We start from the raw sequence: 16872 nt of genomic DNA, 5'->3' as shown, positions 1-16872 counted from the left end.
CTCGATCATTGTAGGAGGGCGGAAAAGTCGCGATCAATCACGTCGCCGCGCGGTAGGTTAGAGATGTGGGCGTCGGCATGCGCGGAGTCATGACTGCGTTCGTTCGCGACGCGTGATGCGGATTCTCGTCGGAATGGGTAAGCTGTGGTCCGAACGTATGGATTGAGATGGTCGGCGCGGGGGTCTTTCCCGGGCCGACAGGCTCCTGGAGATCGGTCAACGCTCATGCTCCCCGCGATTGACGCCGTCGTCTTCGACCTGGACGGCCTGATGTTCGACACCGAAGCCCTGTTTTACCGGGTTTCGTGCGAGATGCTCGAAGCGCGCGGCAGTCGGTTCACGCCGGAGATGATGGCGGCGATGATCGGCCGCCGGTCGGTTGAGGCGGGGCACGTGCTCAAGACCATGAGCGGGCTGGACGCGCCGGCCGAGGTGCTGCTGGCCGACGTCCGCGAGCGGTTTTTGGCCGTCGTCGACACGGACGTTTCGCCGTCGCCGGGGTTGCTCGTCTTGCTCGATCACTTGAAGAGCCGGAAGATCCCGGCGGCCGTGGCCACGTCGTCGCGGCGGGTTTACGCCGAGCGGCTGCTGAACGGGCACGCGATCCGCGACCGGTTCGCGTTCGTGCTCGCCTCCGAGGACGTCGTGAACGGCAAGCCCGATCCCGAGATCTATCGGAAAGCTTCGGACCGGCTGGGCAAAGATCCGAAGTCGGTGCTAGTTCTAGAAGATAGCCGGGCGGGCGTCGAGGCGGCCCGAGCCGCCGGCGCGTTCGTGGTCGGTGTGCCGCACGAGCACAGCCCGGCCGAGGGTCTCCACCGGGCCGACCTGATCGTCCCCCGGCTCGACGACCCCGCGCTGCTGGCCTGGCTGGGACGATCCGAGGCTGCATGATCTCGGGCCTCTCCCCCTTCGAGAGCATCTTGAATTCGCCGCAAGGAGATCGTTGATGTCCGCTCCCGCTTCCGTGGAATCCCCGACAGAAATCCGTTCCGACGACCATCCGGCTGCCGATCACGACTTCATTCCGTACGTCGCGCCGATGTTCGCATACGTGGCGCTCTCCAGCCTGGAAGGGAGCTTGCCGAACCCGGGGTGGTATCCGGCGGCGTACGCGGCGAAGGCCGTGATCGTGGCCTGTATCATGTGGTACTATCGCTCGACCTGGCGCGACCTTCGCCCGGCCCCCGGTCCCGCCGCGCTGGCGATGGCCGTGGCGGCCGGACTGCTGGTGATCGTCCTCTGGATCGGGCTCGACGGCTTGTATCCCTCATTGCCGTTCATGGGAGGCGCCCGCACGGCCTTCGACCCCAACGTCCTGAGTCCGGCGGGCAAGTGGTCGTTCATCGCCGTGCGGTTCGTCGGCCTGACGCTGCTGGTGCCGGTGTTCGAAGAGCTGTTCTGTCGATCGTTCCTGATCCGCTGGATCATCGACCAGGACTTCTGGAAGGTTCCGATCGGCCGGGTGACGCCGCTCGCGGCCGCGATCAGCTCGGGGGTCTTCGCTCTGTCCCATCCCGAGTGGCTCCCCGCGCTCTTGACCGGTCTGATCTGGGCCGGCCTGCTCTGGAAGACGCGATCGGTCTCCGCCTGCGTGGTCAGCCACTTCGTCGCCAACCTGGCCCTTGGCGTCTACGTCGTGGCGACGCAGTCGTGGAAGTTCTGGTGAGCCGCGTCTGGTCGTTTGTTTCCGAGGGAGCCGTGAGATGATCATCCCCTGGGGGACGGACGCGCCGATCTACCACCGGCCGATCGCCACGGTCGCGATGATCGTCTTGAACGTCCTGATCTTCTTCGCGTTCCCGTCGCCCGACTATATGGACTGGTCGCTTGAACTGGGCGGCGGTCGCCATCCCATCCAGTGGCTGACCAACGTGTTCATGCACCTGGGCCTGGGCCACCTGATCGGCAACATGATCTTCCTCTGGGCGTTCGGGATCATCGTCGAGGGGAAGCTCGGGGCGATCGGCTTCGTGGCGGTCTACCTGGCGATGGGCGCCTGCGAGAGCGCGGCGATTCAGTTCCTGGTCCGGCCCGAAGTGGTCCGGCACATGCTGGGGGCGTCGGGCGTGATCTTCGGCCTGATGGCGATCTGCCTGATCTGGGCGCCGCGCAACGATCTCAACTGCATCGCCTTCTTCCAGTTCTTTCCGACCGATCACGAGATCCCGATCCTCTGGTTCGCGGGGTTCTACATCGTGATGGAAGTCCTCGGCGCGACCGCTTCGCAGTTCGCGGCTTCGAGTGCCCTGGCCCACGCCGGCGGGGCGGCGGTCGGGACCATTGCGGGCGTCGGCCTGCTGAAGGCCAAGCTCGTCGACTGCGAGGGCTGGGACCTGCTCAGCATCATGGCGGGCCGAAAGGGGCAGGGGGGCGGGAAGTCGACCAAGTCGTATTCGCTCGCGGACAACGTCCGGAAGCGGGCGAAGAAGTCCGCCAAGAAGAAGATGGCGGACGCCGCGGCTGCGGCGACCGGCGAAGACCCGTCGCAAGCGGCCTTGAGGACGCTTCGCGGGCATCTCGAAGCCGGCGAGACCGAGGCCGCGCTCTCCTTCTATAGAGGAATGCGGCGAAAGTTCAGCCGGTGGCGTCCCCCCGACCCGGAATGGATCGAGCTGATCAAGGCGGTTCTGGCCCAGAAGGCCTGGGACGACGCCACCGGCCTCATGCGCGCCTATATCGACGAGTCGGAGTTCCCGTCGGTGAAGATCCGGCTCCGGCTGGCGGAAGTCTTGATTCGCCGGCTCGATCGGCCGGTCGCGGGCGAACGGGTTCTCGAAGGGGTCGCCGAGGCCGGGCTGACCCCGCAGCTCGCGGAAGTTCGTCGTCAGCTCGCCGCGCTGGCCGAACAGAAGCGCGAGGAGGGCGTATTAGAGATCGACGACGAGGTTCGCGGCACCTGATCGCGACGGCCGCCGGCTGGGTCGACGGAATCGATTTCGCCAGAGAAATCGGAAACGACGACCAGACGCGCAAGACCCCGACATCCCGCAAACCGTCAGCTTGCAAACCACGAATCGTTTCGGCAGGATGAGAGTGTAGAAATCTGGGGAAGACGGGGGGATTCTCCCGAATTCGGCCGTCGCCGCGTCGAGTCGTCCCCACCCCAATTCCAGGGCGAGCGGCCCGACTCCCCGCGTGATCCGCTCGCGTCTTCGGCAGGAACTAGAGGAGGGCTTCATGAGTCGCAACGGTCGTCAGAGGTGGATCCCATTCCTGTCGTTCGCCGCGCTCGCGGCCGTCTCGACATCCTGGGCGCAGGAGGCGGCAAAGCCGGCGCCGAACGCGATCGATATCGAGAGCATCCTCGCTGCCTCGCGCGGCGGCTCGGGCGGGGGTCACGGCGGTTCTCAGACCAAGTTCCGGGACTTCAACGAGGTGACCAAGGACGCCGAGAAGATCGAGGGGCTGTTCACGCTCCACAAGACCGGCGACCACCTCTACGCCGAGATCCGCCCCGACCAGTTCAACCAGACGCTGCTGGTTCCGGTGACGATCGCCCGAGGCATGGCCAACGCCGGCATGCCGGTCGGCGACGACGACCTCGTCATCGTCTTCCGCCGCGTCGGCGACCGGGTGCAGGTGGTCCGCCGCAACATCCACTACAAGGCCCCCGCCGGCACCCCGCTCGATAAGGCGGTCAAGCAGAATTACACCGACTCGGTCATCATGGCCCTGCCCATCCAGGCGATCAACATGATGCGCGGCGGCGCCGTGCTGATCGACCTGTCCGACATCTTCATGACCGACTTCGCCCAGCTCGGCATCGGGCCGGTCGACCGCTCGCGAAGCAGTTGGCAGAAGGTCAAGGGGTTCGCCGACAACATGGAGCTGGAGCTGGAGGCGACCTACGGCGGCAGCGGCCGTCGCGGCGGCTATTCGCAGGGCGACGACGGCGTTGCCGACGCGCGTGGCCTGACGCTGGTCATCCACTACAGCCTGATGCGGACGCCCGACGCCGGCTACCGCTCTCGCCAGGCCGACGACCGCGTCGGCTACTTCCTGACCGCCTCCAAGGACTTCGGCAGCACCAGCCCGGACTCGAACTTCGTTCGTAACATCTACCGCTGGCGGCTCGAAAAGGCCGACCCCCGCGCCAAGCTTTCGCCCCCCAAGAAGCAGCTCGTCTGGTACGTCGAGGACAACGTCCCGCTCGAATACCGGCCGTACGTCGAGGAGGGCATCCTCGAATGGAACAAGGCGTTCGAGAAGATCGGCTTCCGAAACGTCCTGGCGGTCCGCTGGCAAGAGCCGGGGCGCGACGATTTCGACCCGGAAGACACTAACTACTGCACCTTCCGCTGGGTGACCAACGAGACCACCTCGGCGATGTCGTGCGTCCGGGCCAACCCGATGACCGGCGAGATCATCGACGGTGACGTCATCTTCGACGCGAGCTGGATTCGCTACTGGAAGCAGCAGTACGCCCTCCTGATCGGCAGCACCACGTCCGCCAACGGCGACGTGTCGGCCACCCCGCTGGCCGTCGGCGAGGTCGTCAGCCCGATCCTGGCCTCGAAGATGGGCTTCGGGTTCCCCGTCGCAATGAAGCCCCCCGGCCTCAACCTGCTCGACAAGGTTCCCGGCCAGATGGTCGCCGAGGTCATCCCCTCCGATCAGGGCGCCCTTCAGTGGCAGCTCGCCAAGAACCTGTTCCGCGGCACCCGCGGCTTCTGCCAGCGCCAGCACGGCTTCACCCACGACTTCGGCCTCGCCTCGATCGCCCTCGCCGGCGGCCAGGCCGCGCCGACCCCTCCCGCTTCCGCGGACAAGGATAAGGACAAGCCCAAGGAGGCCGAGAAGAAGGACGCGAAGAAGGAGCCTGAGAAGAAAGAGGAGAAGAAGAAGCCCGAGCCCAAGGACGAGCTGCCGGAAGACTTCCTCAGCCAGGCGATCAAGGAAACCGTGATGCACGAGGTCGGCCATTCGCTGGGCCTGCGGCACAACTTCAAGGCCAGCACGATGTTGACGGCCGACCAGCTTCACGACACCTCGATCACCCGGTCGAAGGGCCTGGTGGCGAGCGTGATGGATTACAGCCCGGTGAACATCGCCCCCAAGGGCAAGAAGCAGGGCGACTACTACACCACGACGATCGGCCCCTACGACTACTGGGCGATCGAGTACGGCTACAAGCAGGCCGACGGCGACGAGGCGGGCGAGCTGAAGAAGATCGCCGCGCGGGCGCCGGAGCACGACTTGACGTACGCCACGGACGAGGACGTGATCCTCAACGACGACCCGTACGTCAACCGGTGGGACCTCGGCGCCGATCCTTGCCAGTTCGCCAAAGACCGCATCGAACTGGCGGCCGATCTGCTCAAGGACCTGGATTCGCGGGTCGTCAAGGACGGCGAGTCGTGGTCTCGGATGCGCCGGGCGTTCAGCATCCTGCTCAGCCAGTGGGGCGACGCCGCGACGTTGGCCTCGCAGTACGTCGCCGGCCAGTCGGTCTCGCGCGACCACAAGGCCGACAAGGACGCCCGCGACCCGATCGACCCGGTCGCCGGCGCCAAGCAGCGTGAGTGCCTCAAGTTCCTCGCCACCGAGATCCTCAGCGACAAGCCGTTCCAGTTCTCGCCGACCGTCCTCCGCCGGCTGGGCAACGAGCGCTGGATGCACTGGGGTAACGAGGGGCTCTTCAGCGGCCCCGGCGTCAACATCTCGGTGTTCGAGCGGATCTTGGGCATTCAGAAGATCGTCTTGGGCCACTGCCTGAGCCCCGACACGCTCTCGCGGTTGCAGAACCAGGAGCTTCAGGCCAACCCCGGCGCCGACCCGCTGCGGATCGACGAGGTCTTCCGCGCCCTGACCGACGGCATCTGGTCGGACCTCGACAAGATCCCGGCCAAGGACGACAAGACCGCCAAGCCGGGCCTGTCGACCATCCGCCGCAACCTCCAGCGCGAGTACCTCCGCCGCCTCGGCGGTCTCGTGCTCGGCGACAGAGGCGGCTCGATGTCCGACAGCTACTCCTACGTGGTCCTGCTGGGAGGCTCGAACTCCGCCACCCCCGCCGACGCCCGCTCGCTGGCCCGGCTGCACCTCAAGGACGTCCTCGGCCGGATCTCGACGGCCCTGACAACCCGGGGCGCCCAGCTCGACGACACCACCCGCGCCCACCTCGAAGAGTGCAAGGAGAAGATCTCCAAGGTTCTCGAAGCCCGGATCGACTCGCGCGAGCCCTGATCCGAACTGGTCCGCCGAACCCAGGTCGCGCTTCTCGCGGGACCGTTCTCCTCGCCTTGACGGCGGCGGGAACGGTCCCGCTTCGTTTCGACCGCTCATGCCGAATCGCCTGGACCGCTAACCATTTACGGCCGGCAGTCCCGACGATACAAGCTCGAAGCGCCAGCGAGTGAATTTCCCAATGGTTGCGCGGATTCACTCGCTGGCGCTTCGAGCTTGTATCGGCCGCCTCCGGCAGACGGCCCGCGAAAGGTGACGGATCCACGAGATTCGGTATCAGAGCTTGAGGTAAAGCTTGTTCTTCTCCAGGTAGCGGATCAGCAGGTAGCAGATCCCGAAGTAGACGAGGAACCCGGCGATCACGTACCAGAGCGGCGCGTCGTCGGGCAGGTAAGGCCGGACGGCGAGCGAGACCATGGGGTGGATGACGTACGCCGCCAGGGCGTTGGTGCCGAACGTCCGGAAGAGCCCGACCGTGACGCCCCATTGATCGCAGAGCAGCACGAACAGGGCGTAGACCGCCAGCGAGAAGCCGGCTGAGAACGTCAGGTACGAGACGCTGCCGGTGCGCTGGCTCATCGTCCAGAGATCGACCTGCCGGCCCGCCGCCGGAGGGCTGAACGGCGGGGCCGCCAGCTCGCCTCCCAGGCACGAGAGGCCGTAGCCAACGGCCATCAGCACGACCGACCAGACGAGCAGCGAAGGTACGGCGCGGCCGCGCTCGTGGTCGTCGCGAGCGGCCACCGCGTCGTAGGCCAAGGTGCCGACCAGGGTCGGGATTGCCCAGCTCAGTATCCCAAGCCAGCCGCCGTCGATCACCGGAGTCTTCCAGGCGTAATCGAGGTAAAACCACCACGACAGCCCGAGATGCAAGGCCGCGGAGACAACCAGATAAACGACGCGGACCCTCGCCGACGCCGCGATCACCGGCAAGATCCAGATCGACGTGAGCGCAATCTGCACGAGCGTCTGACATAGCTCGCGGCGGAACGCGTTGGCCAAGAAACCCTGGAAGCCGAGCTGCTTCAGCTCCTCCCACGTCTTGTACTCGCCATCGAGGTGGTACATGACGAAGCCCAGGAGGATCAGGCCCAGGGCCCGCGCCGCCACCGCCCGCTGGGCCTCGGCCCGGCCCACGGTCTGAAGCCGTCGCAAGTAGGTCAGCCGGAAGGCGAACCCCACCGCGAAGAAGAACTGGGGCATGATCGTATCGGCATAGCTGCAATACGTGTTGTGATGCTTGAGCAGGTGATGGACGACCTGATTCCCCCCGATGAAGTTCACCAGGATCATTCCCGCGACGGTGTAGCCTCGAAACTGGTCCAGCGAGGCGATTCGCGATTTCGCGAACGAGGGCTCGGCGCTCATTCGGTTCTCTTTCCGACCGGTCGAATGGAGAGGTGAGGAATTAGCCCGACGGGGGACCGACGGTCCCCGAATCCAGGTCGAGCCTGGCGAGAAAGCCGGAACGCGCAACCACCGTGACCGAGAGGCCGAGCGCCGCCAGGGGTACGCCCAGGGTATTGTAGGCGAAGGCCCAACACAAGTTCTGGCGACTCGCCCAGAGCCTTTCCCTGGGCGGCCAGACGCGGCCAGGGCAGGGGGGGCACCGATGCCGTTGCGCGACATGGTTCGATCTCGCAGTCGTGCGGCCAGCCGTGCATCGGTCCGGTGCGCCTTGGGCCGTTGCTGTCGCGGCGCCTTGGTCCATGAACAGTATTTCATGTGCGTGGCGTTTCGCAACAGGAAACTCGAATGTTTGATTGTCACTGGGCTGTCTACTTTGGCGTTTCGAGGACGGGCCGAGTTCGGGATTCCGACGATTGACGATGGCCTGACAATGCGGACCGCGGCGATTTCGAGGGGCGAGCGGTCGGGGGGACTGTTTCGCGGGTTCTCGGGGTTGCGGCGGTCGCGACGGTCGAGGCCGGCGGCTGCGTCGGCTCGCGTCGCCGTCGCGCCGCGCGTGATTGCCGAGCCTCGGGACCGCCTCCGCGGGCTCGCGGGGCCTCCGCGGCCCTTGGAAAAAACTCGGAGGGAGGGTTGACTCGCGGGCCGGTTCATCGTATTTTGACGTTCGTTCGCGACATGACGGCGAGAAAGTCATCAACGAAGCGTCATGGCGGTGCACAAGTATCCCTTTATATCATTCCCATCGACGATACGATGCTGAACCGCCTCTTCAAGGCGGCTTGGTCCTCTTCCCAAAAAGCTCAAGGTTTGATTCCAGGCGGCAGGGATGCGCGCGTCTGGTTCGACCTTGTCGAGGTGAGGAGACCGCCGGTACCCACTGGCGGTCGCTCCTCCATGTCGGCCACACGGTCCGGGGCCTGATTTCGCAAGGATGCTGAAATCAGCCCGGACCGCCGGTGGCCAAATTAAACGCTCGTGGGCCCGTCGCCCGGACGGCCTTGCGAGTCGTTTCCCGCGGGGACGCCGCCGAGACCTTCCCGGGCCGAGGCGTTGCTCCGGTTGTAGCGTCGCCGGGTTCGGCCGTCGGCTCAGGGGACGACGCGGTCGTGGTACGGGGCGTCGGCGAAGTCGCGGAGCATGACCGAGTCGGGGATGGCGCTCCGGGAGAAGTAGGGGTTTCCGGAAGGAGCGCTCGGCGGGGCGTCGGGGATTGCTTCGGGGTCTCGGGTGCCCACCCGGACGCCGACGCGTTCGAGGAGCGTGCGCGACAGCGGTTCGTCGCCGAACCGGCCGATCCGCGCGCCGACCTGGGTGGCCCCCTGGCGGAACCGGAGCGTGACGGCGACGGGGCGGGCGTCGCTCGTTCGGGCTTCGACCCGGATCACCGCGCCGTCGCGGGTCTGGCGGACCTGGTCCATTTTCAGGTCCTCCATCGCCGCGAGGACCGCGGGGCCGACGACGCTGAGGGTCGACGGGAAGTCCTCGACGCCTCGGCCCGTCGAGTACGAGAAGCCCGAGCCCGCGCCGATCGGCTCGATGAACGGCGCGGTGGTGGCGCAGCCGGCGGAGGCGAGCAGCACAGTCGTCAGCAAGGCTCGTCCCGGCGCGCGTCGGTTCATCCCTGGTCCCCTCGCGGAATCGACGGTTCACGGTCGCTTGGCTCGTGGAGGCCGTGAAGCCGCTCGGGAGGCTATAGCGCGCGGCTCGATCGGTCAAGATCGCTCCTTGGGCGGTGATCCCGGGGCGAAGATCGATTGTCATGGTTGGGGGGACGTCTATAATATTAGATTGCGAATATCCACCCCTTGTGTGGAGGGGTGGTTTTTCTGTTTTTCTGGCTTTCGTCAATCGCGCGGCGGGACGCTCCAGGCGGCAGGGCCATCGGGGCGGGCCGTTCGGGAAGTCGTGGTTGACGAGTCCGTCCGGCCCTGGTGGGTGCGGGACGGAATCACAACGAATCGGAAACATGGTAGATCGTAACCTCCTACGTGAATTTGACGTCAACGAAGACGAGCTGGCGGCGGTCGTCACTGCCGAGGACGGCGCCAAGACCCTCGAACACTTCCTGGGCGAAGGCCAGAGCTTCGAGATCGGGACCATCGTCCCGGGCCGGGTCATCGAGATCGTGGGCGACCAGGTCGTCGTCGATGTGGGATACAAGTCCGAAGGCCTGGTGCCGCTCAACGAGTGGGAAGACGAACCCGCGCCGGTGACCGGCGACGAGGTCGAAGTCCTCCTCGAAGGGATGGAAGACGAGACCGGCGAGATCGTGCTCTCCCGCAAGAAGGCCCATCGCATGCGGGCCTGGGAGATGGTCATCTCCAAGTACCACGAGGGCGACGTGGTCAAGGGCAAGGTGACCCGGAAGATCAAGGGCGGCCTGCTCGTCGACATCGGCGTGAACGTCTTCCTGCCCGCCAGCCAGGTCGATATCCGCCGGCCGTCCGACATCGCCGATTTCATCGATCAAGAGATCGAGTGCATGATCCTGAAGATCGACGAAAGCCGACGCAACATCGTCGTCAGCCGTCGCAAGCTCATCGAGATCACCCGCGAGCAGCAGAAGAAGCAGCTCCTCGAGGAGATCGCAGTCGGCCAGGTCCGCAAGGGGACGGTCAAGAACATCGCCGACTTCGGCGCGTTCGTCGACCTCGGCGGCATCGACGGCCTCTTGCACATCACCGACATGAGCTGGGGACGGATCAACCATCCCAGCGACATGCTCAAGATCGACGACCAGATCGAGGTCATGGTCCTGCACGTCGACAAGGACCGCGAGAAGATCGCGCTGGGCCTCAAGCAGAAGAGCGCCAGCCCGTGGGAGAACGTCGCCGACAAGTACCCGGTCGGCACCCGCGTCGTCGGCGAAGTGGTCAACGTCATGAGCTACGGTGCCTTCGTCAAGCTCGAAGAGGGGATCGAGGGCCTGGTCCACATCTCCGAGATGAGCTGGACCAAGCGGATCAACCACCCCAGCGAGCTGGTCAACACCGGCGACAAGATCGAGGTCGTCGTCCTTGGCATCAACAAGGACAAGCAAGAGATCTCGCTCGGCATGAAGCAGACCCAGGTCAACCCCTGGGACCAGGTCGCCAACAAGTACCCGCCGGGCACCATGGTCGAGGGGACCGTCCGCAACCTCACCAACTACGGCGCGTTCATCGAGATCGAAGAGGGCATCGACGGCCTCTTGCACATCTCCGACATGAGCTGGACCCGCAAGATCGGTCATCCCAACGAAGTCCTCGAAAAGGGCCAGCGGATCTCCTGCCAGGTCCTCAACGTCGACCAGGATCGCAAGCGGATCGCCCTGGGTCTCAAGCAGCTCAAGGAAGACCCGTGGGAGACCGACATCCCCGGCCGCTACGAGCCCAACGACGTCGTCAAGGGCAAGGTCACGAAGCTCACCAACTTCGGCGTCTTCGTCGAGCTGGAGCCGGGCCTCGAAGGCCTCTTGCACATCTCCGAGCTGGCCGACCACAAGGTCGACAGCCCTGAAGAGGTGGTCAAGGTCGGCGACGAGATCGAAGTCAAGATCCTCCGGGTCGACCGCGGCGAGCGGAAGATCGGCCTCTCCCGCAAGAAGGCCCACTGGACCCGCCCCGAAGACGAAGAAGGCGAGTCCACCGGTGGCGGCGAGTCGGCCGAAGCGGCTGCTCTCAAGGAAACCAAGGAACTCAAGGGCGGACTCGGCGGCGGCGGCCCCTTGTTCAGCATCAGCACGCCCGCGGTCGAGGCCGAGGTCGAAACCGACACCGACACCTCCGAAGCCGAGGTCGAGGTCGAGTCCGAAGCCAAAACCTCCGAAGAAGAGTGAGCTGAGCAAACGACTTAGCTCTCGTCGACCTTCCGCCGCCGTCCCGACCCAACGTCGGGACGGCGGCGTTTTGCGTTTCGAATCCCGGCTTCACGAGTCGTCGGGATCATCCCTCAAGAGCCGCCGGATCGCGACCGCCGGCGCGTCGATCACGAAAACGCCGGCCGGAAGCGGCCGGGTCTCAGCGGCCGTCGCGTCGGGCTCTTGCACGACCAGGAACATCCGCTTCGCCCCTTTCGGCCCTCCGGCGCGGTGGAGCTTCGCCGCCGCCTCCGCGACCGTCTCCCCGGCCCGCTGAACCCGGATCGGCACCGGCGAGTCGTCGAACTCCTGCTTGAGGATCGCGTCGACCCCCGCGTTCCGGTGGACGGGCACGCAGTCGAGGCCTGTCAGCAACGCGAGGCTCTCCGCGTCGGCCGTCCGGTACGACTCGCGCCCGCGTTCGAGGACGCGCGACCGGCTCCGGATCGGATCGGCCAGCCGCTTGCGGGTCAGCTCGACGGCCGCCGGAGACCGGTCGACGCCGATCGCCCGACGTCCCAGAAGCAAGGCGGCCACAAGCGCCGTGCCGCTGCCGCAGAACGGGTCGAGCACCAGGTCGCCCGGGTTGGTAGCCAGGCCGATGATCCGCTCCAGCAAGACCACCGGCTTCTGCGTCGGATAGCCGGTCCGCTCGCGGGCCTTGGGATTCAAATAAGGGATGTCCCATACGTCGCTCAGCGGCACCCCCGGTTTGTCGCCGCTGGGGATCGGCCGGCCCGACCGGTCGCGCTGGTAGACGGCTTTCTGAAAGGCGTCGCGTTCCCGGCGCTGGAGCAACTGGTCGACGTTCGTCGCCGGCGAGTACTCGCCCCACACCGGATGGAAGACGAACGAGCCCGACCTGGTGTAGTAGTAGATCGTCTGGTGCGCCGGGAGCAACGACGACGAACCGCTCGACCACCGCCGGTAATGCCAGATGATCTCCGACCGGAAGTTCGCCGCCCCGAACACCACGTCGAGCAACCCCCGCGCGACGTGGCCGGCGTTGCGGTCGCAATGGAAGAACAACGAGCCGTTCTCCGCCAGCACCCGGTGGGCTTCCTCCAGACGTTCACGGAGGAACGCGGCGTATTCCTCCTGCGACTCCCAGACGTCGTCGAAGGAGTACGACATCGTCCGGTCGCGGGTGTGCAAGCGATGGACGCGCCTCGTGAAGAAGGGAGGGTCCAGATAGACCAGCGCGACGCTCCCCGCCGCCATGCCCCTCAAGAACGACAGGCAGTCGTCGTGGTGGACCGAGCAGGGGGGAACGGGGCGGTCGTCTTCGATTTCTCTGGTCGGCGTAATCGTCACAAGCTCTCCATCCGTCGGTACAGGCAGCCCGGCCCTCAGCCACATGCGCCCGCCCGCATATTTCCGTCAATCGCGACGATCAGGGGCATCCGCGCTATCCTCTCGTCCACCGCAATCGCAACGTAGTCCGCAGTTTAGGTGACCAGAAAGCTTTTCCGAATTCCTATGTTTCGTATATTCCCAATACGCCCTAGTTTTCCAGGTCCCTCTTAAGTTATCAAAGAAGCGTGTCCGATACTTCGTACTAGTCAAGCCGTGGGCGGCAAAGCGGGAGGCGGAGGAAGAGGGGACGGAACCGTCGGACGACTGGCCTTGGCCTGGTTGTCGGCCTCGACGTCTCGGCCCTGCCCGAAGGTCGGTGGCGGCCCCGGTAACGGGTACGTCAGCGCTGGCGTTTTGCCGAAATGGTCTTTTTGCGCCATAGGGGGGAGCTAGAGGGGTCGCAGCCTTTCTCGCTCGGTTCCGTCACCCCGCCGCGAGTTCGCGCCTGACCTCCGGGTCGTCGTGCGGGGACCCGCAGCCTCGGCTTCGTTTCTCGTCTACCGACTCGGGGACGTGAGCGGACCTTGTTACGACCGACACAACGAGGATCTTCATGGCCCGGATTCGCCGACACCGCCGTGACACGGTTCAGAGCCCCCTGGAGACGTATCTCCGGGAGATCAACGAGATGGCTCTTTTAACCGCTGATGAAGAGAAAGAACTCGCGCATCGGATTGCGGATGGAGACGACCAGGCCCGCGATCGGATGGTCCGCGCCAACTTGCGGCTCGTGGTGAATATCGCCCGGGGGTACGTCGGCAAGGGGCTGGCCCTCCAGGATTTGATCGAAGAAGGCAACCTTGGGTTGTTAAGGGCCGTCGAGGGTTTCGACCCCGCCGTCGGGACCCGGTTCAGCACTTACGCCAGCTACTGGATCAAGCAGTCGATCAAGCGGGCGCTGGTCAATACGGCCAAGCCGATCCGGATACCCGCGTACATGGTCGAGCTCTTGTTCAAGTGGCGGCGGACGGCCGCCGAGATGCAAGAGGGGCTGGGGCGGGCGGCGACGGTCGAAGAGATCGCCCGCACGCTGCAACTGCCGAAGAAGAAGCTGGCCATCGTCAAGAAGGCGATCAAGGTCTACAACCTCGTCCCCCAGACCGACCAGCCCGAGAACGGCTGGAGCCTGGGCGAGATGTTGATGGACGAGCGCACCCGCGCCCCGGACGTCGAGATGGTCGAGGCCGACAACCTCCGACTGGTCATGACCCGGCTCGACGAGATGGACAAGCGCGAGGCCACCGTGCTTCGGATGCGGTTCGGCCTCAACGACGCCCCCCCCAAGACGCTCAAGGAGATCGGCGAATCCCTCGGGTTGACGAGGGAGCGGGTTCGCCAGATCGAGAACGAGGCGCTCGGGAAGCTGTCGGCGACTCTCCAGGCCGACTGAGGCCGTCGCTCACGGCCGCTATCCGCCGCCGCATCCGTCGGCGGCGGTGGAGACGCGAGCCGACGACCCCCGCGCCACAGGTCAGCACGAACAGGATCGAGGTCGGCTCGGGCACGGGCGCGACCATGGCCTGCCGGCTGGCCCGCAGGCTCGTGAGCGGCCTGTCGCCCGAGAAGCTGGCGGCGAAATCGCCCTGAAACGTGCTGTTGGCCTGGGGGGTGATCCGGAAATACGCCTCCGGCCCGAATGCCTCGGCCAGCTTGCCGCCGGTCACCTTCAGGCTCAGGTCGAAGACCCCCGAAGTCCGCGCCGGCTGGTTCGAGAGGGCCTGGGCGCCGAACGCAGTCGGCCTCCCCTCCAGCAGCAGCCCCTTGTACACCTTCCCGCCGATCTCCACCGAGCCGTACAGCTCGAACTTGTTCCCCGGTTCGTCGACGAGCCGGCCGTCGCGATCGAGCGTGAGCTGGAGCGACTCGTTCAGGGTGCCGTCGTGATCGGGCGTCACGTCGACCATGTTCCCACTGGTCGGCCCCAGCGTGATGACGTGGGGGGCGTTGGTCACCCGGAACACGCCGGTCTGGGACTCGGGGTCGAACGCGTACGTCTGCGCCCCCACGATGTCGCCCGCGATGTCGGGGTAGGAGCGGAATCCGTGAGGACGGATCAGGTCGCCCCGGGTCGACGCGCAGAGCCCGACCAGGACCACGATCAGGGCTCCCGAGACAAGAGGGATTCGGATTTTCCGTCTGACGATGTCGTTTCGCATCCGGTGCATGGCGACGTCCCTTCGACCGCCCGCATCCCGCGGGCGTGACCTGACCTCCTGGTGATCGGCGTCTAGCTGGCTGGCCGGATCGGGTCGTCGCCCATCCGGCGAGTTGGTCGCTCGCCCGCTGCGCGAAGTCCGAGCCGGGTTGCGGCGGGGCTCGAAGCGGATCAGGATGTCAGGTCAAGGTGTGCATTCCGATGCGAGCCTGTCGGCGAGACCATCGAGTCGACCGAATCCGGCCGCCCGACGATCCTCGACGCCGGGGATTTAATCCGGAGTCGACCTGGCTGTCAAGACGGAATTCCAAACGGGCGGACGGCCGCGCGCCGCGCCTCGTCTTCACCGAATGGCGGATTGTCAAAGAACCCCGAAGCCCGCCGACCGACCCGATCAGGTGACGCCGCGTTGGCTTCGTTCGCTCCGGGGTTCGATCGGTGTCGGCGGCTCAAATAGTTGCGGCGTCATTGTTTGCGGCTCTGGTTGATTGGCTTCGTTCGCGCGGCTTTTGGGGTTTCTCGCCGGCGACTCGCCGGCTTCCAGCAGCTTCGCCAGGTAGTCGGTCATCCCCTCGGCGACGAGGTTCTCGATCGGGTCGGACCGGTACGACGACGGTCGAGAAGCCGGCTTCCGGGGGGCCGGCGGATTGGGTTCCTTCGTCGCTTTTTTCTCCGGTTTCGACGCCTGCGCCTCGGCCTTGCGGAGCTTCGTCAGCAGGTCGATCGTCCGGAGCAGCTCGCGGGTCCGGGCGGTCTGAAACCGTCGCAGCCGCTCGGCGGCGTCGCTGGCGCAGAACGACGCTTGCTCGGCCAGTTCGAGGGCGTCGTCTCCCTCGATCTCTTCGAGGTCGACGATCAGGTCTTGCAGCCGTTCGACTTCACGTTCGGCGATGCTTCGGAGGAACTCGACGCCCGCCTCGGCGCTTTCGGGCCGGGGGACAATCTCGCGCCAGACTCTCCAGGCGCTGAACGCCGGATCTTCGTAGGGGGTCATCTCCTGCATCTGATGCCAGAATCGGGTGCCCCATTCCTCTTCGATCGTTTCCCATGCGAGGAAGATCTCGTTCAGCTCGGGGTCGTCGATGGCGGCGAGCGGCTGTTTGCCGAGCAGTCGGACGAATTTGAACTGGTCGAGGAAGGTCCAGTTCTCGTTCGAGATGATCAGGCACCTCATTTCGACCCACCGGTCGAGCAGCCACTGTGCGCCTTCGGGCGTTTCCTCCAGCCGGGCGACGAAGGCCGAGGGGTCGTCGGCCCATGCTGGTCCCGAGGTCGGCAGCAGTCGTTTCCCCGCCATGTAGAACAGCTTGCGGCCGAGGTCGCAGACCTTCTCTGTGCGCTTCGCTCGTGAGCGGAGCATCGCCTTCCTCACTCGGCGCGCCAGTAGAGCGGTTTCATGCCGCTCGGCCCGGTTGAGGGTCCAGGAGATCCGCGCCGCCCGGCTGACCAGCTCACGTTCGACGGCGTTGGTCGGCTGGTAGTCGTCGACCCATTCCTGGATCTTGGCCTCCAGCTCGGCCGGGTCTTCATGCGGCAGGATCAGGTTGACGGTCTTGGCGCGCATTCCATGTTTGAGCGCGTTGAGCCTGCTCTGCGCCTTGCCGTGGTCGGTCTTCGGTCCGCAACTCTTCCTGGCGTTGATGCGGTTGGCCTGGATCTGGGCGTCGGTGGACATGGCGGGGAATCTCCTCGAAGCGGGCGTCGTCGATGAAGCCTCTATTGAGAAGATGTCGCCGGTGCGCCTGGATCAGAAAAGATTCTGGGCGATTTCGGACGGTTCTGAGGTGAAGGATGCGGATTGTAAGGGCGAGGACTCCATCTTGTGTTTTAAATCATGGTATCAGAATGGCTTCGTGCGAGCGTGTATCCCTTCTCGCCCACGCTGGCGCTCCGACGCTTTTTCGGGATCCATGAGGGCCGG

Annotated in this window: 11 protein-coding genes; 6 read left to right on the top strand and 5 right to left on the bottom strand. The window is 65.5% G+C overall.

What is annotated here, in order from left to right; genetic code table 11:
* Positions 1–225 precede the first annotated feature (225 nt).
* The 4 genes from BSF38_RS10965 to BSF38_RS10950 all read left to right on the top strand — a co-directional run bounded on the left by BSF38_RS10965 (position 226) and on the right by BSF38_RS10950 (position 6189).
* The gene (locus tag BSF38_RS10965; RefSeq protein ID WP_076345536.1) at positions 226–894 is read left to right on the top strand and encodes an HAD family hydrolase; all 669 of its coding nucleotides are present in this window, start codon (positions 226–228) and stop codon (positions 892–894) included.
* Positions 895–949: 55 nt separating this feature from the next.
* A complete protein-coding gene (locus BSF38_RS10960; RefSeq protein WP_076345534.1) occupies positions 950–1669 on the top strand; it encodes a CAAX prenyl protease-related protein in 720 nt (239 codons plus the stop codon).
* A gap of 37 nt (positions 1670–1706) precedes the next feature.
* Positions 1707–2903 (top strand): rhomboid family intramembrane serine protease, encoded by a 1197-nt coding sequence (locus tag BSF38_RS10955; RefSeq protein WP_076345532.1) that lies wholly within the window; start codon positions 1707–1709, stop codon positions 2901–2903.
* A gap of 277 nt (positions 2904–3180) precedes the next feature.
* The gene (locus tag BSF38_RS10950) at positions 3181–6189 is read left to right on the top strand and encodes a zinc-dependent metalloprotease (RefSeq protein WP_076345530.1); all 3009 of its coding nucleotides are present in this window, start codon (positions 3181–3183) and stop codon (positions 6187–6189) included.
* Positions 6190–6465: 276 nt separating this feature from the next.
* Here BSF38_RS10950 and BSF38_RS10945 read toward each other — a convergent pair whose 3' ends face one another.
* Positions 6466–7557, bottom strand: coding sequence for an acyltransferase family protein (locus BSF38_RS10945; protein WP_076345528.1), 1092 nt, complete (start codon positions 7555–7557; stop codon positions 6466–6468).
* A gap of 1133 nt (positions 7558–8690) precedes the next feature.
* Entirely contained in the window at positions 8691–9221 is a 531-nt protein-coding gene (locus BSF38_RS10940; protein WP_076345526.1) for a DUF3568 family protein, read from the bottom strand.
* 347 nt (positions 9222–9568) lie between these two features.
* On the opposite strand from BSF38_RS10940, the gene BSF38_RS10935 reads away from it, so the two are divergent.
* Positions 9569–11419: a 30S ribosomal protein S1 gene (locus BSF38_RS10935; protein ID WP_076345524.1), complete on the top strand. Its 1851-nt coding sequence runs from the start codon at positions 9569–9571 to the stop codon at positions 11417–11419.
* A 90-nt stretch (positions 11420–11509) separates the two neighbouring features.
* On the opposite strand, the gene BSF38_RS10930 is transcribed toward BSF38_RS10935, so the two are convergent.
* Positions 11510–12754, bottom strand: a complete 1245-nt coding sequence (locus BSF38_RS10930) for a DNA methyltransferase (protein ID WP_210405709.1) — start codon at positions 12752–12754, stop codon at positions 11510–11512.
* A gap of 595 nt (positions 12755–13349) precedes the next feature.
* On the opposite strand from BSF38_RS10930, the gene BSF38_RS10925 reads away from it, so the two are divergent.
* On the top strand, positions 13350–14186 hold the full coding sequence (locus BSF38_RS10925) for a sigma-70 family RNA polymerase sigma factor (RefSeq protein ID WP_076345522.1): 837 nt from the start codon (positions 13350–13352) through the stop codon (positions 14184–14186).
* Here BSF38_RS10925 and BSF38_RS10920 read toward each other — a convergent pair.
* Positions 14086–14961: a hypothetical protein gene (locus BSF38_RS10920; RefSeq protein ID WP_076345520.1), complete on the bottom strand. Its 876-nt coding sequence runs from the start codon at positions 14959–14961 to the stop codon at positions 14086–14088. The two genes, BSF38_RS10925 and BSF38_RS10920, sit on opposite strands and share 101 nt — an antisense overlap.
* A gap of 384 nt (positions 14962–15345) precedes the next feature.
* Positions 15346–16626 (bottom strand): hypothetical protein, encoded by a 1281-nt coding sequence (locus BSF38_RS10915; protein WP_076345518.1) that lies wholly within the window; start codon positions 16624–16626, stop codon positions 15346–15348.
* Positions 16627–16872: the final 246 nt, after the last annotated feature.

Source organism: Paludisphaera borealis (assembly GCF_001956985.1).
GTDB classification, from domain to species: Bacteria; Planctomycetota; Planctomycetia; order Isosphaerales; family Isosphaeraceae; genus Paludisphaera; species Paludisphaera borealis.
The sequence above is the reverse complement of the archived record's forward strand: the minus strand, read 5'-3'. Positions and strand labels throughout refer to the sequence as shown.